Source organism: Candidatus Zixiibacteriota bacterium, assembly GCA_035574315.1.
Taxonomy (GTDB): Bacteria; Desulfobacterota; Binatia; order UBA9968; family UBA9968; genus DATLYW01.
This window is the reverse complement of sequence record DATLYW010000033.1, coordinates 171,499-190,531: the sequence shown is the minus strand read 5'-3', so window position 1 is coordinate 190,531 and position 19,033 is coordinate 171,499. Positions and strand designations below refer to the sequence as shown.

Annotated in this window: 14 protein-coding genes; 5 read left to right on the top strand and 9 right to left on the bottom strand. The window is 65.8% G+C overall.

From position 1 onward, the window contains the following. Positions 1-47: 47 nt before the first annotated feature. Positions 48-758 carry a glycosyltransferase family 2 protein gene (locus VNN77_12040; GenBank protein ID HXG52122.1) on the bottom strand — a complete coding sequence of 237 codons (711 nt, stop codon included), beginning with the start codon at positions 756-758 and terminating at the stop codon, positions 48-50. Next, positions 755-1,540, bottom strand: a complete 786-nt coding sequence (locus VNN77_12035; GenBank protein ID HXG52121.1) for a PAC2 family protein — start codon at positions 1,538-1,540, stop codon at positions 755-757. Before VNN77_12035 ends, VNN77_12040 begins: the two co-directional genes overlap by 4 nt. Before the next feature lie 167 nt (positions 1,541-1,707). On the opposite strand from VNN77_12035, the gene VNN77_12030 reads away from it, so the two are divergent. Together VNN77_12030 and VNN77_12025 are read left to right on the top strand one after the other, a co-directional pair. After that, positions 1,708-2,442, top strand: coding sequence for an SDR family oxidoreductase (locus VNN77_12030; GenBank protein HXG52120.1), 735 nt, complete (start codon positions 1,708-1,710; stop codon positions 2,440-2,442). A gap of 60 nt (positions 2,443-2,502) precedes the next feature. Continuing rightward, positions 2,503-2,988, top strand: coding sequence for a tetratricopeptide repeat protein (locus tag VNN77_12025; GenBank protein ID HXG52119.1), 486 nt, complete (start codon positions 2,503-2,505; stop codon positions 2,986-2,988). Positions 2,989-2,994: 6 nt separating this feature from the next. On the opposite strand, the gene VNN77_12020 is transcribed toward VNN77_12025, so the two are convergent. Both VNN77_12020 and VNN77_12015 read right to left on the bottom strand, forming a co-directional pair. Next, on the bottom strand, positions 2,995-4,320 hold the full coding sequence (locus VNN77_12020) for an acetyl ornithine aminotransferase family protein (protein HXG52118.1): 1,326 nt from the start codon (positions 4,318-4,320) through the stop codon (positions 2,995-2,997). Positions 4,321-4,402: 82 nt separating this feature from the next. Beyond that, a complete protein-coding gene (locus VNN77_12015; GenBank protein HXG52117.1) occupies positions 4,403-5,893 on the bottom strand; it encodes an aldehyde dehydrogenase family protein in 1,491 nt (496 codons plus the stop codon). Between the two features lie 163 nt (positions 5,894-6,056). Here VNN77_12015 and VNN77_12010 point away from each other — a divergent pair, with 163 nt between their 5' ends. The 3 genes from VNN77_12010 (at position 6,057) to VNN77_12000 (ending at position 12,167) form a co-directional block, all read left to right on the top strand. Then, on the top strand, positions 6,057-8,990 hold the full coding sequence (locus tag VNN77_12010) for a GAF domain-containing sensor histidine kinase (protein ID HXG52116.1): 2,934 nt from the start codon (positions 6,057-6,059) through the stop codon (positions 8,988-8,990). A gap of 87 nt (positions 8,991-9,077) precedes the next feature. Next, on the top strand, positions 9,078-10,103 hold the full coding sequence (locus tag VNN77_12005) for a tripartite tricarboxylate transporter substrate-binding protein (protein ID HXG52115.1): 1,026 nt from the start codon (positions 9,078-9,080) through the stop codon (positions 10,101-10,103). A 54-nt stretch (positions 10,104-10,157) separates the two neighbouring features. Further along, on the top strand, positions 10,158-12,167 hold the full coding sequence (locus VNN77_12000; protein ID HXG52114.1) for a tripartite tricarboxylate transporter permease: 2,010 nt from the start codon (positions 10,158-10,160) through the stop codon (positions 12,165-12,167). On the opposite strand, the gene VNN77_11995 is transcribed toward VNN77_12000, so the two are convergent. The 5 genes from VNN77_11995 to VNN77_11975 all read right to left on the bottom strand — a co-directional run bounded on the left by VNN77_11995 (position 12,115) and on the right by VNN77_11975 (position 18,911). Next, positions 12,115-14,484, bottom strand: coding sequence for a xanthine dehydrogenase family protein molybdopterin-binding subunit (locus tag VNN77_11995; GenBank protein HXG52113.1), 2,370 nt, complete (start codon positions 14,482-14,484; stop codon positions 12,115-12,117). The two genes, VNN77_12000 and VNN77_11995, sit on opposite strands and share 53 nt — an antisense overlap. Next, the gene (locus VNN77_11990) at positions 14,481-15,800 is read right to left on the bottom strand and encodes a CCA tRNA nucleotidyltransferase (protein ID HXG52112.1); all 1,320 of its coding nucleotides are present in this window, start codon (positions 15,798-15,800) and stop codon (positions 14,481-14,483) included. The genes VNN77_11995 and VNN77_11990 overlap by 4 nt, the downstream gene beginning before the upstream one ends. A 66-nt stretch (positions 15,801-15,866) precedes the next feature. Beyond that, the gene (locus VNN77_11985) at positions 15,867-16,238 is read right to left on the bottom strand and encodes a response regulator (protein ID HXG52111.1); all 372 of its coding nucleotides are present in this window, start codon (positions 16,236-16,238) and stop codon (positions 15,867-15,869) included. A gap of 103 nt (positions 16,239-16,341) precedes the next feature. Further along, the gene (locus tag VNN77_11980) at positions 16,342-17,667 is read right to left on the bottom strand and encodes a pitrilysin family protein (GenBank protein ID HXG52110.1); all 1,326 of its coding nucleotides are present in this window, start codon (positions 17,665-17,667) and stop codon (positions 16,342-16,344) included. Beyond that, positions 17,664-18,911 carry a pitrilysin family protein gene (locus tag VNN77_11975; GenBank protein HXG52109.1) on the bottom strand — a complete coding sequence of 416 codons (1,248 nt, stop codon included), beginning with the start codon at positions 18,909-18,911 and terminating at the stop codon, positions 17,664-17,666. The genes VNN77_11980 and VNN77_11975 overlap by 4 nt, the downstream gene beginning before the upstream one ends. Positions 18,912-19,033 lie beyond the last annotated feature (122 nt).

Genomic DNA, 19,033 nt, shown 5'->3' with positions numbered 1-19,033 from the left:
CGTGCGGGCCGTCCGGCACGCGCCGGGGCGCGAACCGGGCCGGGCGGCTAGTCGGCGAGGCGAAACCGGATGAGATAGTAGAGGGCGGCGATGCCGTCCTTCCAGGTGATCTTCTTGCCCTCGGCGTAGGTGCGACCGTGGTAGGAGATGGGGACCTCGTAAAAGCGGCAGCGGCGTTTGGCCAGCTTCATCGTGATTTCCGGCTCGAAGCCGAACCGCTTGCTCTTCAGCTCGATCCCCTTGAGGACCTCCGCCCGGAAGAGCTTGTAGCCCACCTCCATGTCCGACAGGTTCAGGTTCGTGAGCATGTTCGAGAAGAAGGTGAGCGCCTGGTTGCCGAGGTAGTGCCAGAAGAAAAGCACGCGGTGCGCGCCGCCGCCGTAAAAGCGCGTGCCGTAAACGACGTCGGCGAGGCCCGCCTCGATCGGCGCAAGCAGGCTCGGATAGTCCTTCGGGTCGTACTCGAGGTCGGCGTCCTGGATGATCACCACGTCTCCGGTTACGTGCGCGAGAGCGGTCTTGAGCGCGGCTCCCTTACCCTGGTTGCGCGGGTGCAGGATCACGTGCAGCCGGTTCAGCGGGTCGGACGCGCGCTCGCTTTCCTGCTGCATCCGGGCCAGAATCTCCCGACTGCGATCCTGCGAGCCGTCGTCGACGACGATGATCTCCTTGGGGGCGGGGAACGCCTTGACCCGGCGGACCACCTCCTCCAGCGTGCGCTCCTCGTTGTAGACGGGGATAAGGACCGAGAGCCTCACTGCTCGAATTCGCGTCGCTTGAGCTCTCGAACGAAGGCGGAAAGCTTCGGATCCGCGTTCACGGCCTCGTTGATCTTCGCCTGGAATTCTGCCGCGGCGTTCTCCAGCGGAGCGGTGTCCAGGCGCAGCCCGAGCCACTGGATGAGCCGAAGGAGCAACGCCAGCGTGCCCCTCGGGTTGGGCGAGACCGACAAATAGTGCGGCAGCGAGGCCCAGAGGCTCACGTGCGGCACTCCCGAGCGCCGGAAGACATCGCTCAGCACGCCGATGATGCCGGTCGGCCCCTGATAACGCGAGGGTTGAAGCCCGAGCTGCTCCATGAGCCGAGGGTCGCTGGAAAAGCCGGTGAGCGGCACCGGGCGCGTGTAGAGCACCTCGTCGAGATAAGCGCCGAGCAACACCACCATCTCGACGCCGCACTCCCGGACGACGCGCAGCATGGCTTCCGAAAAGGTGCGCCAGCGAAGCTGCGGCTCCATCCCGACTCCGAGCACGAAGTCCCGCTCCACGGCGGCGGCCGCGGCGTGATAGAAGTCGTAGGACGGCCAGTGAATCTCCCTCGTCCTGGCTTCCGTCAGCCGGACAATCGGCCGCTGCACCGAGAAATCGTAGAATTCTTCGGGGTCGATGCCCGCAAACCGCACCGCCGCGAGCTGCTCGATCATGTAGCGAACCGCCGTCGTCGCCGATGCCCCCGCGTCGCTCCACCCCCCGAACGAGAGCAGCAGCACGGGGTTTCGCAGGGAAGGCCGCCCGGAGTAAAGCAACGGATCCAAGCTCATGACGAAGGTTGCATTCTAACACACCCGCCTGTGGCCGCTCCAGTATTTTTTACGCCGGCGCGATCCAGCCTCCGCCGGATGCAGGCGGGCCTTCTATGACTCGCCGGCCGCCTTTGCTATATTGCGCTGCGGGAGCGGCGCCAGCCGCCGGCGGAGGACGGGTTTCCATGGAACGCAAGGTTGCGCTGATCACGGGCGGCGCGCGTGGCATCGGCAGGGCGGTCGCCATCGATCTGGCCCAACGCGGCTGGTCGGTAGCCATCTGCTATCGCACGAGCGCCCGGGAAGCGGACGAGGTGGTCGCCGAGGCGCAGGGCAGAGGTGTCGCCGCGATGGCGCTGTGCTGCGACGTTTCGGACGCGACGGCGGCGGCTGCGATGGTGCGGACGGTCGAGCGGGCCTGGGGGCGGATCGACGCCCTGATCAACGGGGCCGGACCCTACGTACGGATTCCGCTGCTCAAGGAGACCGCCGAGGGCTGGAAGGCGATGTTCGACAACAACCTGCATCCCGTTTTCTATCTCAGCCAGGCGGTCGCGCCGGGGATGAAGGAGCGGCGCTGGGGGCGGATCGTCTGCTTCAGCATGGCGAACGCCGACCGGCTCCTGGCTCAGCCGGATCTGACCGCTCATTATATCGCCAAGGTGGGGCTGCTGGTGCTCTCGCGCACGCTCGCCCGGATCCTCGCGCCGTACGGCATCACCGTGAACGCGGTTTCTCCGGGTTTCATCGATACCGGAGCCGCCGACCCGGAAACGCTGCAAGCCACCGCGAAGAAAATACCCGCGGGCTACGTCGGCAGCCTGAGCGATGCCGTCGCGGCGGTTCGCTTCCTGCTCTCCGACGAGGCGCGCTACGTCAACGGCGCCAACATCCACCTGAGCGGCGGCTGGGGTATTTAGCGCGCGAGGGTCGAGAAGCAGCCGCGGCGCGGGCAGGCGCTCCCGAGGGCAGGTGAGCCGATGGCCACTCGAGACGACCGCGAAAGAGCCTACGAGCTGATCAAGCAGGCAATGGACCGGCAGATGGCCGGAGAGCTCGACGAGGCGATCCGCCTGTACAAGCTGTCGATCGAACTCTGTCCGACCGCCGACGCCCACACCTATCTCGGCTGGGCCTACAGCTTTCAGGGGCGTATCGACGAGGCGATCGAGCAGTGCGAGATCGCCATCCGGCTGGACCCGGATTTCGGCAATCCCTACAACGACATCGGCGTCTATCTCATGCAGCAGCGACGGCCCGACGAAGCGATCCCGTGGCTCGAGCGCGCGAAGACCGCCAAACGTTACGAGCCGCGCCACTTTCCGTATCTCAACCTGGGACGGCTCTATCTCGCCAAGGGAATGATCCACCGGGCGCTGGAGGAATTCCGCGGCGCCCTCGCCTTGACTCCGCAAGACAAGGATCTCGCGCGGTTGATCGAGCAGCTGGAAACCAAGATCCAGTGAGCGATCTCACCCGCCGAGCTCGCGCAGCGCGTCGGCGAAAATCTCGACCGCGGCGTCGGCGTGCTCCCGGGTAACGATCAGCGGCGGGCAGAAGCGGATCGTGCTCTCGCCGCATCCCAGCAGCAGCAGTCCCTTTTCGAAGCACCGCTGCACCAGCCGGTCGCGCAGCGAGGGATCGGGAGCGCGGCTTCCGTCCGCCTTCTCGATCTCCACTCCGATCATCAATCCGAGCCCGCGCACGTCGCCGACCACGGCGCCCCGCAACCGCTCCAGCCGGCCTTTCAAATGCGCCCCGACCTCGGCTGCGTTCTGGATCAGACCGTCCTCGATCAGCGCGATCGTGGCGAGCGCCGCCGCACACGCGACCGGGTTGCCGCCGAAAGTGCTGCCGTGGCTCCCGCGAGGCCAGGTGCTGATGTCGGCGCGCGCGATCATGGCGCCGATCGGCATCCCGCTGGCGAGGCCCTTCGCCACGCAGAGGATGTCCGGTTCGACTCCCCAATGCTCGCAGGCGAACATCCTGCCGGTCCGGCCGAAGCCGGACTGGATCTCGTCGGCCACCAGCAGGATGCCGTGCTTGCGACAGAGCTCCTGCAGCAGCGGGAGAAACTCCGGCGGCGGCACCACGTACCCGCCTTCGCCCTGGATCGGCTCCACGAAAACGGCGGCGACCTCCTCCGGCGCCACCTCGTGGCGGAAGAGCCGATTTTCGATGTCGGCGACGCAGGCGATGCCGCAGCTGCCGTACTGCAGGCGGCAGGGGCAGCGGCGGCAGTATCCGAAAGGAACGTGATGCACGTCGGGAATCAACGGGGAAAAATGGGCTCGATGGGAGGCGCGGCTTGCCGTCAGCGAAAGCGCGCCCAGCGTGCGCCCGTGGAACGCCCCCCAGAACGCCACGACGTGCTTGCGCCCGGTGGCGAAGCGCGCAAGCTTGAAGGCGGCTTCCACGGCTTCGGTGCCGGAATTGGTGAGGAAGACTTTTTTCGGAGCGCTTCCCGGCGCGAGCCGGGCCAGTTTCTCGAGCAGCTGCGCCATCGGCTCGTAATAGAAATCGCTGCCGCAGATGTGAATGAGCCTTTGCGCCTGCTCCGCGATGGCCGCGACCACTCGGGGGTGCGCGTGTCCGGTCGAGGCCACGGCGATTCCCGCCATGAAATCGAGAAACCGGTTGCCGTCGACGTCCTCGACGATCATTCCCCGGCCCTGGTGGACGACCAGGGGATAGACGCGGCCGTAAGCGGGCGCGCTGTACGACCGATCCTTTTCGAGCAGGGCCTTCGCCCGCGGTCCCGGCGGCGGGACCTTGATGTGAGGGGCGTCGTTCACCATGGGTTGCTCGCTTCGCGCTTTTCACCTCCGGGTCCGGCCTGAAGCACGGCGGAGAACCGCGCCGGATCCGGCCGGCGCGACCCTAATCGACGTTGTCAATTTGCGCCTTCTGCAGCTTTCCCGAATAGTCGACGTACACCGATTTCCACTCGGTAAAGATGTCGTACACCGTGGTGCCCGCCTCGCGGTGGCCGTTGCCGGTGTTCTTGACGCCGCCGAACGGAAGGTGGACCTCGGCGCCGATGGTGGGGCCGTTGACGTAGGTGATCCCGGCCTCGATGTCGCGCACGGCGCGGAAAGCGCGGTCGACGTCGCGGGTGTAAATCGAGCTGGAGAGCCCGTAAGAAGTCCCGTTCATCACCTCGATCCCTTCCTCGAAGCTCCCGACCTCGATGATCGAGAGCACCGGGCCGAAGATCTCCTCCTGCGCGATGCGCATCGAAGGGCGCACCTGATCGAAGATCGTCGGCCGGTAAAAATAGCCGTCGGCGCAGCGCCCTTCCTCGTAAGTCGATCCGCCCGTCAGCAGACGCGCCCCTTCCTGCTTGCCGATCTCGACGTACCGCTGCACCTTTTCGCGTGCCGCCTGATTGATCAAGGGACCCATCTCGACGCTCTCGTCGAGCCCGTCGCCGATGCGGATCTTCTCGGCGCGCGCCACGAGCATGTCGGTGAACCGCTGCTTGATCGCCCGATGCAGGATCAGCCGGCTGGTCGCCGTGCAGCGCTGGCCGGTGGTGCCGAAGGCGCCCCACAGTGCTCCCTCCAGGGCAAGATCCAGGTCCGCGTCCTCCAGGACCAGCTGGGCGTTCTTGCCGCCGAGCTCGAGCGCGACCCGCTTGAGCTGCTGGCCGCAAACCGCGGCGACCTCCCGCCCGACGGCGGCGGAGCCGGTGAACGAAATCAAGGCCACGCGCGGATGCCGCACCAGAGCGGCGCCGACCTCTTCACCGCGCCCGTGGACCAGGTTCGCGACTCCCGGCGGCAGGCCGGCCTCCTCCAGGATCTCGAACAGCTTCACGGCAGTGTGGGGCGTGTCCTCCGCCGGCTTCAGGATCACGGTGTTACCGCAAAGCAGGGCCGGAAAGAGCTTCCAGGTGGGGATCGCCATCGGGAAATTCCACGGCGTGATCAAGCCGCACACCCCGACGGGCGAGCGAACCGACATGGCGAATTTGTCCGGCAGCTCCGACGGCGTGGTCTCGCCGAAGAGCCGCCGCCCCTCGCCGCCAGCATAAAAAGCCGTGTCGATCCCTTCCTGGACGTCGCCGCGGGTTTCCTTGAGGATCTTTCCCATCTCCCGGGTCATGACCCGCGCGATTTCCTCCTTGCGCTGGCGCAGCAGCTCCCCGACTCTATAGAGCCGCTCGCCCCGCTTCGGCGCGGGAACGAGCCGCCAGTGCCGCGCGGCCTTTTCCGCGGCGCACACCGCCTCCTCGATATCCTGAGCGCTCGACGCCGGAAACTCGCCGATCAGATCATGGCGGTTGGCGGGATTGCGGTTCTCGAAGGTGCGCCCGCTCCTCGCGTCTCGCCACCGGCCATCGATATAGTTCTTGAAGATTTCCGCCATGGCACCCCCCGGGTATGTGCCGCCGCACGGCGGGTCCTCTGTTGTATTCGCGCCCATTCTAGGAGTCTCCCGCGCCGAAGACAACGGCTCCGTCCGCCCGTCACCGTGCCGCGCTAAATTTCCTTTATTTTCCAGCGGGATTGGCATAGTATAGCAACCGGTCATGGCGCGCTACCTCGAGCCGCTCTTTGCGGCGGCGGACGAAAATTGCCACCGGCTGCTGCGCTGGGTTCTGATTGCCACCGGCGCGGCCCTGGTTCTGGGCGGCGCGCCCCTGCCGGTCCATCCGTTCTGGGCTTACGGCTTCCTTCTTGCGTGGGCCGCCTCCAACGTGGCTCTCCACCGGCGATCCCCCGTGCCGCGGGGAGCTGGATTCTACGCTGCTTTGGGTCTCGTCGACTTCGCGGGCTCGATGTTCGCGCTCCTCCTGAACGGGCAGGCGAGAAGTGAATTCTACGCGATGTACCTGCTGTCGGTTGCGCTTGCTTTTCTGAGCCGCGATCCCGAGCGCGCCCTGATCGGCGCCGGGCTCGTGGTATCCTTCTATTATTTCGCTGTGGCCGGCCGGAGCACGGGGGAACCGGGGCTTTATCTCGGCGTCCTGGCCACGCTCGTGAGCGCCTTGATCGGGGGCCGGATCGCGCAACTGCTTCACCGCCAAGGCGACGCGGCGGAGACCGATCCTCGACGCCGGTCGGGCGGCGAAGCGGAAATTCAGCGGGTCCTGATCGAACTCAACCAGGAGATCGCGACCCTCGACGTTCCGACCCTGACGCAAAAGCTCGCCGAGCTCGCGCGTGCGTTCCTCGCGGCCGATATCGCGGACGTGCGGCTGGTGGACGGCTCGACGGTGCGGCTCCTCGCATGCTCCGGCGGGAGAGCGTCGAGCGGGGACGCTCCGCTGGGAAGCCGCTCGGGGCGGTTTGTTCGGTTGATCGAGACCCGCGAGCCGGTCGTGGCCTCGGACGTTGCCCGGGAAAGCGCTGCGCTGAAATCCGGAGCGACACGGTATCCGGGTGTTCGCGGCTACCTTGCCGTGCCTTTCCTGTCCCGTCAGGGTGAGGTCATCGGAGCGCTGCGCGCCCTCACCTACGAGCCGCGCGAATTTACTCCGCGGGAAGTCGCGCTCCTGCAGCAGATGGCGAGCTGGGCGGCCATCCTGCTCGAAAACACCCGCCTGATCGAAAGACTCAAATCGTCCAACTCCGAGCTGGAGCGGACCTCCCGCGAGCAGCTCGCCTTGCGCAGTCTGCTGGCCGATGTTTTTCTGCTCGAGGTCGAGCCGTGGCTGAAGAAACTGACGACGGAAGCGGCTGCGCTCTTCGGAGCCGATCTGGCGTGGCTCCGGCTCCTCGACGAGCGGGGCCGGATCGCCACGCGCGCCGCTGCGGGAGACGAAGCCCTCGTCGGACGGTTCCAGACCGGAGTGGAGAACAAGCTGGCGGGGCACGCGCGGTGGATTCTCGACCACAAGGAGCCGCTCGCGGTTTACGACCTGGCTTTCGATTCCCGGCGGCGCTACGCCGCCGCCGCCCGGGCAGCCGACCTGCACGGGTTCCTCGGAGCGCCGATTCTCAGCCGCGACCGCGAGCCGCTCGGATTGATCGCGATCCTGACGCGTCGGCCGCGGGAGTTCGCCGCGCGCGAAAAACACCTGATCGAGCAGCTGGCGAGCAGCGCCGCGCTCGCGATCGAGAACGCTCGCCTGCTCGGCGATCTGCGGGACAAGACCCGCGAGCTGGAGTCTGCCAACCAGCGACTGGAAACTCTCCTGGAGGAGCAGGCCGCGCTGCGCGAGATCGTCCGCCAGATCAACCTGCCCGACCTCGACCAGCTGCTCACCGTGCTCGCGGAGCGGGCGCTGAAGCTCCTGCGCGTTGACCACATCCAGGTGCGGCTGGTCGACGATAACGGAGCGATCCGGACCGTCGCCTTGGCCGGAGAGGGCGCCGAACGGTACCGCTCGCAGACGCGCGCGTCGGGCGAGGGGCGGTCGACCTGGATCATGAAGAACCGCCGGCCGCTCGTGATCCGCGACGTCGGTCAGGACATGTATTTCGGCCCGGGCAACCTCATGCAGGAGCTCGGCGTAAAGGCCTACCTCGGCGTGCCGCTGATCTCGCGGCAGCAGCAGGCGATCGGGGTCCTGATCGCCACCAGCCTGGGCGAGCGCTCTTTCACCAACGACGAGATCGTGCTGGCCGAGCAGCTCGCCGCCGGTGCCGCCGTCGCGATCGAGAACGCCAAACTCTTCCAGGAAGTCCAGGAGGCCTCGAAGAAGATCGAGGAAGCCTTCCGCACAAAGACCGCTTTCATGAACACCATGGCGCACGAGCTGCGGACCCCCATCAGCGTCATTCTCGGCACGCACGAGCTTTTCGCCCAGGGAATTTACGGGGAGCTCACCGAAGAGCAGAAAGAAGCCTGGGAGCGGGTTCGCCGCAACGCTCAGGCCCTTCTCGATCTGATCAACGAGATCTTGAACCTGGTGCGCCTGGAGTCGAAAAGGGTGCCGTTGCAGATCGACCGGGTCGAGATCGCGCCGCTGCTGCTGGACCTTGTCTCGGGTCTGCAGCCGCTCGCCGCCAAGAAAGGGCTGGAGCTGAATCTGGCGGCGGCCGGGGACATCGCGATCGAGAGCGATGCGGCCAAGATCAGAACCGTGCTGCAGAACCTGGTTGCGAACGCGATCAAGTATACGGATCGCGGGCGGGTCGACGTCCGCGCCTCGCTCCTCGACGGGCCGGCGGGAACCGGCCGGGTGGCCCTGTCCGTGAGCGACACCGGGATCGGCCTCAAACAGGAGGACCTCAAGCGCATCTTCGAGGCTTTCTACATGGCGGAGGGGGTCGACCGGCAGAAGTATCCGGGGACGGGACTGGGGCTCTGCATCGTCCAGCGTCTCGTCGAGCTGCTGGGGGGCAGCGTGGAGGTGGAAAGCGAGCTGGGGAAGGGGTCGACCTTCACCGTGACGCTGCCCGTGAACCACCCGCAAGCCCGGGCGCGGCCGCAGGAACCGGGCGGTCGGCGGCACCCGCCCGCCGGAAAGCCCGCCCTGAATTCCGAGCCCTCCAACAGCAAGAACTCCGTTGATTGATTTTTAGAAATCAATCGGATAGCCTTTGCCAACTCGCCGGATTCCGGTCCCGCTCCCGAGCGGCACCAACCTCGGAGGAAAGAAGCTATGGATCGAAAGGCAACTCGACGGTGGCTGGCGGTGGTTTTACTGCTCGCTCTGCACGGATCCGCCGCCGCGCAGGATTTCTACAAGGGCAAAACGATTCGCATCGTGGTCGGCTTCTCGGCCGGCGGCGGCTTCGATACCTATGCGCGCGCGATCGCGCGCCACATGGGCAAGCACATTCCCGGGCACCCCGCGGTCGTGGTCGAGAACATGACCGGCGCCGGGAGCTTGATCGCCGCGAATCACATTTTCAAGGTCGCCAAGCCCGACGGCCTCACGATCGGCCACTTCATCGGGGGGCTGTTCCTGGGGCAGGTCCTGGGTCAGAAAGGCATCGAGTTCGACGCGCGCAAGTTCGAGTTCATCGGCGCGCCGGTCACGGACCACGTGGTCTGCGCCCTCACCAAGGCAAGCGGCATCACCAGCGTCGAGAAATGGATGGCCTCGAAGACCCCGATCAAGATGGGCGGCATCGCGCCCGGCACCTCGACGCCGGACAACGCCACGCGCATCCTGAAGTACGCTCTGGGGCTGCCGATCCAGCTCGTGAGCGGCTACAAGGGGACCGCGGACATCCGTTTGGCGGCGGAAGCCGGCGAGATCGCGGGCGGCTGCTGGGGATGGGATTCCGTGAGCGTTACCTGGCGCAAGGGACTCGACAGCGGCGAGGTGGTAGTGGTCCTGCAGGCGAACCGCAAGACCCACCCCGACCTGCCCAAGGTGCCGCAGGCCATCAAGCTCGCCAAGACCGAGGAAGGCCGCAAGCTGATCGAGGTCGGCATTCACGGCGACAGCGAGATTGTGCGCACCTACACGCTGCCGCCGGGAACACCGAAGGACCGCGTCCTGCTGCTCCGTAAAGCCTTCGAGGCGACACTGAAGGATCCCGAGTTCGTCGCCGACGCGAAGAAATCCAAGCTCAACATGGATCCGGTCTCGGCCGAGGACATCGAGAAGGACATCGCCGGCCTGTTCAAGCTCGATGCCGCGACGGTGGCCAAGCTGAAGGAAATCCTCTACAACTGACACGCCCCCGAAAAGCGAACGGCCGCATCGAACGGCGCCTCAGGAGCTCAGGGAATGGAATTCGTCCAAGCGCTCATCTCCGGGCTGATCCAGTGCTTCAACTGGTCCACCCTTTCGCTGATGCTGATCGGCATCGCGATCGGGTTCGTCGTCGGCATTCTCCCCGGGCTCGGCGGGCCGACGGCGATGGCGCTCATGCTTCCGTTCATCTTCAAGATGTCGGCGGTGGAGGCGTTCGCGTTCCTGTTGGGGATGACCGCCGTCACCGCGACAACCGGCGACATCACGTCGGTTCTGTTCGGCGTCCCGGGGGAGCCGACCACGGCGTCCACCATCGTCGACGGCCATACGATGGCCAAGAACGGCGAAGCGGGGCGCGCGCTGGGGGCGGTGCTCATGAGCTCGCTCGTCGGCGCCATTTTCGCCGCGGTCGCGCTCGCGGTCGCCGTGCCCGTCATCCGCCCGCTCGTCCTTTCCTTCGGCTCCCCGGAATTCTTCATGCTCGCCCTGCTCGGCATCACGTTCGTCGCCTCGCTCAGCGGCGAGGACGTGCTCAAGGGCATCATCGCCGGCGGCATCGGACTGATGCTCGCAACCATCGGCCTGGACCCGATCTCGGGGATCCAGCGCTACACCTTCGGCCAGCTGTTCCTCTGGGACGGCATCGGGCTCGTTCCCATCACGATCGGTTTTTACGCCATTCCGGAGACGATCGAGCTGGCGGTGCTGGGCACCAGCATCGCCAAGCAGGAGGTGGGCAAGCTGGGCGGCGTGATGGAGGGGGTCCGAGACACGTTCCGCCACTGGTGGCTCGTCATCCGCTGCAGCGCTCTCGGGACCTTCACCGCAATCATCCCGGGAATGGGGGCGGCGACCACGCAGTGGCTGGCTTACGCTCACGCGGTGCAGAGCTCGCCCAACAAGGAGCGTTTCGGCAAGGGCGCCGTCGAGGGAGTGCTCGGCCCCGGCGCGGCCAACAACTCGACGCTGGGAGGAAGCCTCATAACGACGATCGCCTTCGGGGTGCCGGCGAGCGTGGTCATGGCGATCCTGCTCGGGGCTTTCATCATTCAGGGAATCGTTCCTGGGCCGGACATGCTTCTGCCTCCTCCCAAAGGCAAGCTCGACCTCACCTTTTCGTTCGTCTGGGTCATCATTCTGTCGAACATCGTCACGGTGGCGGTCTGTTTCGTGTTCCTCAACCCGCTGGCGAAAGTAACTCAGGTGCGCGGCGGGATCATCATTCCCGTCATCCTGGTGCTGATCTACTTGGGGGCGTTCGCGGAGAAGAACGCCTTCCCGGACATGATCGTGGTGCTGTTTTTCGGCGCGCTCGGCTGGATCATGGAAAAGCTGGAATGGCCGCGGCCGCCCGTCCTGCTCGGCCTCGTGCTCGGGCCTCTCGCCGAGAACCGGCTCTTTCTTTCCACCGATAATTACGGCCTTGCCTGGACCACGCGCCCCGGGGTGATCGCGATCTTCCTTCTGACCCTGGCCGGCATCTTCTTTCCGATCCTCAAGGGACGAAGCGAAGAAAGGGCGAAGCGAAGCGAGCGGCCGGAAGGCGGTGCGACGATCCGCACCGCAACGCCCCATCGCTTCCATTTCGGCGCGCCAGCGCTCTTCAGCCTGGTGGTGGTCGTCACGCTGGCAGCGGCGCTGTGGCAAAGCCGCAACTTCGGCTTGCGCGCCGGCCTGTTTCCGTGGGTCGTCGGCACCCCGACGTTGCTTCTCGCGCTCGGCCAGCTTGTAAAGGACATGTTCGCCCGGGACAAAAAACCGGCTGCGGCGGCCGTGGAGGTTCCACCGGAGATCGCCCGGCGACGGACGCTCAACATTCTCGGCTGGACGCTCGCCTTTTTTCTCGCGATCTGGTTTCTGGGTTTTTCCTACGCGGTGCCGTTGATGATGCTGCTCTACCTCAAGTTTCCGGGCCGAGAGGGATGGCCGATAACGCTCGCGGTAACGGCGTGCACCTGGCTTTTCTTCTGGGGGCTGTTCGAGCGCGCGCTCAACGTTCCTTTTCCCGAGGGCCTGGTCTTTCAGCTTTTCGGCGCCGGATAGCCGCTTCATCCGGCCGGACGCCGACGGCACCCCCCTGTTGCCGCAGGGCGCGCCACACCTTTTCGGGCGAGAGGGGCAGATCGAAGAGCCTGACTCCTGCGGCCCGGTAAACGGCGTTTGCGATCGCCGCCGCAACCGGCAATAGCCCACCTTCCCCCATCCCTTTGGCGCCAAACGGACCGGGCCCGTTGTGGCTTTCGATCAGAACCGTCTCCAGTCGGTCGGGCAGATGGGCGAAGGTCGGGATCCGGTAGTCGATCAGGTTGGGATTCAAGAGCTGGCCGTCCCGATAGACCATTTCCTCGAACAGGCTGTGGCCGATAGCGTTCACCACCGCCCCTTCGTCCTGCCCCTCGCACAACACCGGATGGATCGCCTGCCCGACGTCGGACAGCGAAATGTATTTCACCAGCCGGATGACCCCGGTTTCCGGATCGACCTCGACTTCGGCGGCTCCCCAGCTGATCTCCCAGAAGGTCGTCGGCGAGCCCAGCGCCGCCTTGGTGCTCTTGATGTCCTGATAGGCGCCCCGCCCGATCAGCTCGCCGCCTTTGGAGAGAAAAACGTGCTGCATGATCCGCGCGAAGGAAACGGACTTTCCCTTGCCCGCGTGCACCGCGCCGTCGCGCAGCGACAGCCGATCCGGCCGGACCCCGAGGAGCTTCGCCCCGTGACGGATGAGCTGCCGCTTGAGGTCCTGAGCCGCCCGTTGAACGGCGAGCCCCATGACCACCGTGGAGCTGCTGGCGTTGGTGTTGACGTCGTAAGGCGTGACGTCGGTATCGAGCTGCGCCACGGTGATCCGGTCGAACGGCAGCCCCAGCTCTTCGGCCACGATCTGGCTGAGCGCGGTTCTCGCTCCCTGGCCGATCTCCACCGTGCCGGTGAGCAGCACCACGCTTCCGTCGGCGTTCAGCTTGACCGCGGCCGACGAGATCTTGTACGTACCGCCCCCGTCTTTCATGCATACCGCCAGCCCCTTGCCGCGACGCGGCTTCGCCCTTTCCCGCCAGCCGATCTCCTCGGCGGCCCGCAGCAGGCCCGCCCTGAGATCGCAGTCCACGGGCGTGTCCCCCGGCGTATACAGCTCCCCCTTCCTGAGCAGGTTCTTCAGGCGAAACTCGAGCGGGTCCAGGCCGAGCGCTTCGGCGATGATGTCCATCTGCGACTCGTAGGCCCACGTGACCTGCAAGGTTCCGAACCCGCGGTAGGCTCCGGCCGGAACCGTGTTGCTGTACACGGTGTAGGCGTCGGTCTTCATGTGAGGCAGCCGGTACGGTCCGAAGCAGCGGTAGCCCGCCTTTTGCGTGACCCGGGGGCCGGCGTCCGCGTAGGCGCCGGTGTTCATGTGGATAACGCACTGGCGCGCGACGAGCCTGCCGTCCCGGGTCACGCCGGTCTTGATCCGCACGCGGGAAGGATGGCGGGTCACCGTCTTGAAGCTCTCTTCGATCGTGTGCACGAGCCGGACCGGGCGGCGCGCCTTCCAGGAAAGCGCGGCGGCCAGAGGCTCGGTCTTGACCGCAAGCTTGCCGCCGTATCCGCCGCCGACGTACGGAACGATGATCCGGATGCGGTTCAGCGGCAAATGGAAGATCTCGGCGAGGTGCTCGCGGAGGGTAAAGGGCTCCTGCGTCCCGGTCCAGAGCGTGATGCGATCCCCTTCGACGTGCGCCACCGTCGCGTGCGGCTCCATGGAGAAATGCTGCACGCGCGGGAAGGTGAAGGTGTGGTCGAAAACGTAATCCGACTGGGAGAATCCTTTCTCCACGTCTCCTTTGGAGTAGCTGAAGCGGTAGCAGAGGTTGGTCCCCGCGAACTCCTTCGGCGCCTCGTAGCGCTGGCCCATCAGCTCGCCGCCGGAGGAAGCCGTATCGTGCACCAGGGGAGCGCCCGGCGCCAGCGCCTCTTCGATCGAGGTGACCGCGGGAAGCTCCTCGTAGTCCACCTCGATCAGATCGAGCGCCTCTTCGGCGATCTCCTCGTCCGCGGCGGCCACGGCGGCGACCGGATCGCCCGCGTACCGCACCTTGTCGACGGCCACGATCGTCTGGTCCTTGTAAGCGGCTCCGAACATCCCGAGGTGCCGCTGGTCCTCGCGGGTGATCACGGCGTAGACGCCCGGCAGTCGCTCCGCCTTGCTGGCGTCGACACGAAGCAGCCGGGCGTGCGCATAGGGGCTCCGCAGGACCCTGGCGTGGGCCATCCCCGGCAGCGCCACGTCCACCGTGTAGAGCGCCCGGCCTGTCGTCTTCTCCTCGCCGTCGATGCGCGGCTGCGCTCTGCCGACAATGTTGTATGCCCCCGCTTTCTTCATCCTTGGACCTCACGCTTGTAGTGTCGCCGCACCCAGTCGACCGCCGCTTCGCGGGTGGCAAGCTCGCCCGAGAGCTGCCTCTCTTCGACCTGCCCGAGGATCTCGCTGAAAAGCGGTCCCGGTTCGAATCCCATCTCGATCAAGTCCGCCCCCCGCAGAAGCGGCGCCGGACGGATCTCCTCCTCTTTGAACTCCGCGAGCTTTTCCTTGCAGAACCGGTAGTATCGCAGGTCGCCGTTCCCCGCCAGCGCGTCGATCCGGGTGAGCTCCAGCAGCTCTTCGATGCCCTCCTGGCGCAGGAAACGCTTGAGCGTGCTCAGGCGCATGTTGGGCGCCTGCGTGTGGCGCAGATGGTTGCGCACCAGAAAAGCGACCCGCTCCCATGCGGCCCGCCCTCGCTTCAGCCGCTTCAAGACGGCTTCCGCCATCTCGGCGCCGAGCTCCGCGTGGCCGTAGAACGTGATCCGTTCCCCTTCGCGGCGCTGGCAGGCCGGCTTGCCGATATCGTGCAGCAGGCAGCCGTAGGCCAGCGTCTCGGACGGGTTCTCGAGATGGCCGAGCATCAGCAGCGTGTGCGTGAAGACGTCCCCTTCCGGGTGATAATCGGGGCTCTGCTCCACGCCTTTCAACGCCTCGATCTCCGGTAGGATCGGCCGGAGCAGCCCCGTCTCGTCGAGCAACTCGAACCCGCGCCGCGCTCCCCCTTCCGTGAGGATGCGCGTGACCTCGTCGCCGATCCGCTCCCAGGAAATCGTCGTGATCCCGCCGGCCAGCTTCCGGATGGCGGCGAGCGTGTCGGGCTCGATCTCGAAGCCGAGCGCTGCGGCGAAGCGGACTGCCCGGATCATGCGCAGGCGATCTTCCTCGAACCGGGCGGCGGGATCCCCGATCGCGCGCACCCGGCGTCTCCTGAGGTCCTCGACGCCTCCCACCAGATCGATGATCTTGTCGGCCAGCGGGTCGTAAACCATCCCGTTGATGGTGAAGTCTCGGCGCCGGATGTCCTCTTCGAGCGTGCCATAGCGCACCTCGCTCGGTCTGCGGCCGTCGAGATACGGACCGTCGAAGCGGAAGGTGGCGACTTCGTACCCCTCGCCATCGACGATCACCAGCACAACACCGAACTGCGCCCCGACGGGAACGGTCCGGTCGAACAGCCGCCGGACCTCTTCGGGTCTGGCGTCCGTCGTCACGTCGTAATCCTGCGGCTCCCTGCCCAGCAGGAAATCGCGCACGCAGCCGCCCGCGAGATAGCTCTGGTATCCGTGCTCGCGCAACCGCTTGACGATCGCAACCGCCTGGTCCTTCTGGGGCATGGCAGCCTCGCGGGTCGGCCTTTTGGGAGAGAGCCGGAACGGGAAGCGTGAGACCGGGGCTTCCGGTCACTGACCGGAAGGCAGCAATTCCCGGACCTTACCCTGGAGTTCCTGAAAAGTGAACGGTTTGACGATGTAGCTGTTGCAGCCGGCGTCCACGCAGCTCTTGAGATCGGTGTCGCGGAACAGCGCCGTGGCGGCCAGGATGGGGATGTCCTTGGTCTCCGGATGCGAGCGCAACGCGCGCGCGGTCTCCCAGCCGTCCATTCCCGGCATCATGATGTCCATGAGCACCAGCTGCGGCTTTTCCGCAATCGCCTTCTCGAGCCCCTCGCGGCCGTGCTTCGCCGAGATCGGCTGAAAGCCCATCAGCTCGATCTGCCACGCCAGCAGCTCGCGCATGTCGGCGTGGTCTTCCACGATGAGAACTTTCTTCATGTTCCCGGCTCGCGGTGACGTATCCACTATGCCGCAGCCGTCGGCGGACTGTCAAGCAATTTGCCGCGCCCGGAAACGGCGAGCGCGGAAATCGACCTCCGTGTCACCCGCTGTCGCCGATCTTCTTCGCGTCGCCGACGATGACCGTAATGAGCTTGTCCGGGTGCAGGTATTTTTGCGCCACTCGCAGCACGTCCTCGCGGCTCACCCGGCGGATGTATTCCGGATACCGCTCCGGATAGTCCAGGCCGAGCCCGAAGTACTCCACCTGGGCCAGAAAGCTTGCCATCCTGCGATTGGTGTCGAGCCGCAGCGGGAAGCTTCCGATCAGGTATTGTTTGGCGTCGCTCAGCTCCTCTTCCCCGACCGGCTGCTCCCGGATCCGCCGGATCTCCTCGCGCGCGAGCCGGATCGCCTCGCGCGCGGTCTCGTTCCGGGTCTGCATCACGAACTCGAACGTGCCGCGGCCTTTCTCGGCGCCGAAATAGCTGTACACCGAATAGGCGAGCCCCCGCTGGTTGCGGATCGCCTCCACGGCGCGCGAGGAAAAGCCGCCTCCGCCGAGAATGTAGTTCATGACCTGAACGGCGTAGTAGTCGGGATTTTCGCGGCCGATGCCTTCGTGGCCCAGAATGATGTTGGCCTGCGTCAGCTCCTTGTCGACGCGCACCGTCCGCGCCGCCTCGGGAACCGCCGGAGTGAGCGGGCCCGCGGGAGGCTCCCCTTCGCGCCAGGAACGAAACGCCGCCGCAACGGCTCGCTCCATCTCGGCATGGGAGATGTCGCCGACGACCGCGACGATGGTCCGGTTGGGCCGGTAATACCGGTGGAAGAAGTCCAGCAGATCGTCCCGGCCGATCGCCCGGAGGGAAACTTCGGTGCCCTCCACCGGCTTGCCCAGCCGGCTGTCGGGATAGAGCGTCTCCTGGAATTTCCTCTGCGCGACGTCCCCGGGATTTTCCTCCTTGGCCCTGATGAGCGCCGCGACCGACTGCTTCTGCCGATCGACCTCTTCCGGCGGGAAGACCGACTCGGTGAGGATCTCCGAGAGCAGCTTGAGGCCGGTGTCCAGATCTTTTTTGAGAATCGTCAGGCTTACCGTTACCAGGTCCTCGGCGCACGAGGTGGACAGGCTCGCGCCGATGAAGTCCAGCGTCTCGTTGATCTGCAGCGCCGAGCGCTCCCTGGTCCCGTACGTGAGCAGGCGAGCGACCAGGTTGGCCGCGCCCTCGCGGTCGCGCGGGTCGTAGCGGGAGCCCGCGGCGATCAGCAGCTCGATGGCGACCATCGGCAGCGCCCTTCGCTCCGAGGTCACGAGCACCAGGCCGTTGTCCAGCACCGATCGTTTGGGAGCCAGTCCGGCGGACGAAGAGGTCACGGCAAGACACTCAAGCAGCGCGACTGTGGAAAGCCATAGAAACGGTTTCACTGCACGTTTTCCGATGTCGGCACGAGGATCCCTACGGTGCGGCGGTCGCGGTCCAGGTACTGTCGGGCGACCCGGACGACGTCGTCCCGACTTACCTTGCGGATCCCGTCGAGATAATTGTTCATCAGCCGCCAGTCGCCGACCGCTTCGTAGTAGCCGATCTTGAGCGCCTGGCCGAAGACCGAATCTTGCGCGAAGACGAACCCGGCCTCGATCTGGTTCTTGGCCTTTTCGAGCTCGCGCTCGGTCACGCCCTCGGTTTTCACCCGGTCGATCAGGGCGTCGATCTCCCGCTCCACCGCCGCGACGTCCCGGCCGGGCATCAGCTGCGCCGTTATGGAAAGGACCGGCGGATCGACCGAGACACTGCTGTAGTCCGCGTCGATGCTGCGCGCCAGGCGCTTCTCGTACACCAGCTCGCGGTAGAGGCGGGAGCTGCGCCCTCCCGCCAGGATGTAGGTCAGCACCTCCAGCGCGAAGCTGTCCGGGTTCTTCAGGTTAGGCGCGTGGTAGTAGATCAGAATGAACGGCAGCTCGGCGGGCCTTTTCAGGATCACGCGCCGCTCGCCGCGCTGCGGCGGCTCGACCACCTCGACCTTCGGTGGCTGAGGGCCTCGCTGGATCGCGCCGAACGCGGCCTTGATCTTCGGCAGGACCTCGGCGATCTCGAAGTCTCCCACCATGACGATGAAGGCGTTGTTCGGCACGTAATAGAGCCTGTAGTAATCGACGAGATCCTGCCGGCTCAAGCGGACGATGTCTTCCATCCAGCCCACGACGGGCCGGCGGTAGGGATGAACCAGATAGGCCACCGCGCCGGTCGTCTCCGCGAGCGCCGAGACCGGCTGGTCCTCGGTCCGCAGCCGGCGCTCTTCCTGGATGACCTTCTTTTCCGGCTCGAAGAACTCCGCGCTCAGCGACGCGTTGGCCATCCGGTCCGCCTCCAGCTCGATCTCGACCCCGATCTTCTCGCGGCTCATGGTGGCGAAATAGACCGTGACGTCCTGGGTGGTAAAGGCGTTCGAGCGCCCCCCGTTCTTCGCTATGATGCGCGAGTACTCCTCGGGCCCGACCTTGGCCGTCCCCTTGAAGAGCATGTGCTCGAGAAAGTGCGAGAGCCCGCTCTTGCCGTCCTTTTCGTTGCGCGAGCCCACCCGGTACCAGACCTGAAAGGTCACCGCCGGGCTCTTGCGGTCCTCGAGCAGGAGAACCTTGAGCCCGTTGTCGAGCACGAACTCTTGCACCGGCGCGGCCACGGCGGACGGACGGAAACTCGACACGGCCAAAAAAGGGATAAAGAAAAGGATTGATCGCCGCATCGTCAAAACGTTCTCAGCGTAAAGGAAGCTCCGCCGGTTGGCAAGAT

What these genes read in the sequence shown, in the direction of transcription:
- VNN77_12000 (HXG52114.1), top strand. Translation starts at nt 10,158, where the DNA reads ATGGAATTCGTCCAAGCGCTCATCTCCGGGCTGATCCAGTGCTTCAAC.
- VNN77_12025 (HXG52119.1), top strand. Translation starts at nt 2,503, where the DNA reads ATGGCCACTCGAGACGACCGCGAAAGAGCCTACGAGCTGATCAAGCAG.
- VNN77_12005 (HXG52115.1), top strand. Translation starts at nt 9,078, where the DNA reads ATGGATCGAAAGGCAACTCGACGGTGGCTGGCGGTGGTTTTACTGCTC.
- VNN77_12015 (HXG52117.1), bottom strand. Translation starts at nt 5,893, where the DNA reads ATGGCGGAAATCTTCAAGAACTATATCGATGGCCGGTGGCGAGACGCG.
- VNN77_12020 (HXG52118.1), bottom strand. Translation starts at nt 4,320, where the DNA reads ATGGTGAACGACGCCCCTCACATCAAGGTCCCGCCGCCGGGACCGCGG.
- VNN77_11985 (HXG52111.1), bottom strand. Translation starts at nt 16,238, where the DNA reads ATGAAGAAAGTTCTCATCGTGGAAGACCACGCCGACATGCGCGAGCTG.
- VNN77_11990 (HXG52112.1), bottom strand. Translation starts at nt 15,800, where the DNA reads ATGCCCCAGAAGGACCAGGCGGTTGCGATCGTCAAGCGGTTGCGCGAG.
- VNN77_12030 (HXG52120.1), top strand. Translation starts at nt 1,708, where the DNA reads ATGGAACGCAAGGTTGCGCTGATCACGGGCGGCGCGCGTGGCATCGGC.
- VNN77_12010 (HXG52116.1), top strand. Translation starts at nt 6,057, where the DNA reads ATGGCGCGCTACCTCGAGCCGCTCTTTGCGGCGGCGGACGAAAATTGC.
- VNN77_11995 (HXG52113.1), bottom strand. Translation starts at nt 14,484, where the DNA reads ATGAAGAAAGCGGGGGCATACAACATTGTCGGCAGAGCGCAGCCGCGC.
- VNN77_12035 (HXG52121.1), bottom strand. Translation starts at nt 1,540, where the DNA reads ATGAGCTTGGATCCGTTGCTTTACTCCGGGCGGCCTTCCCTGCGAAAC.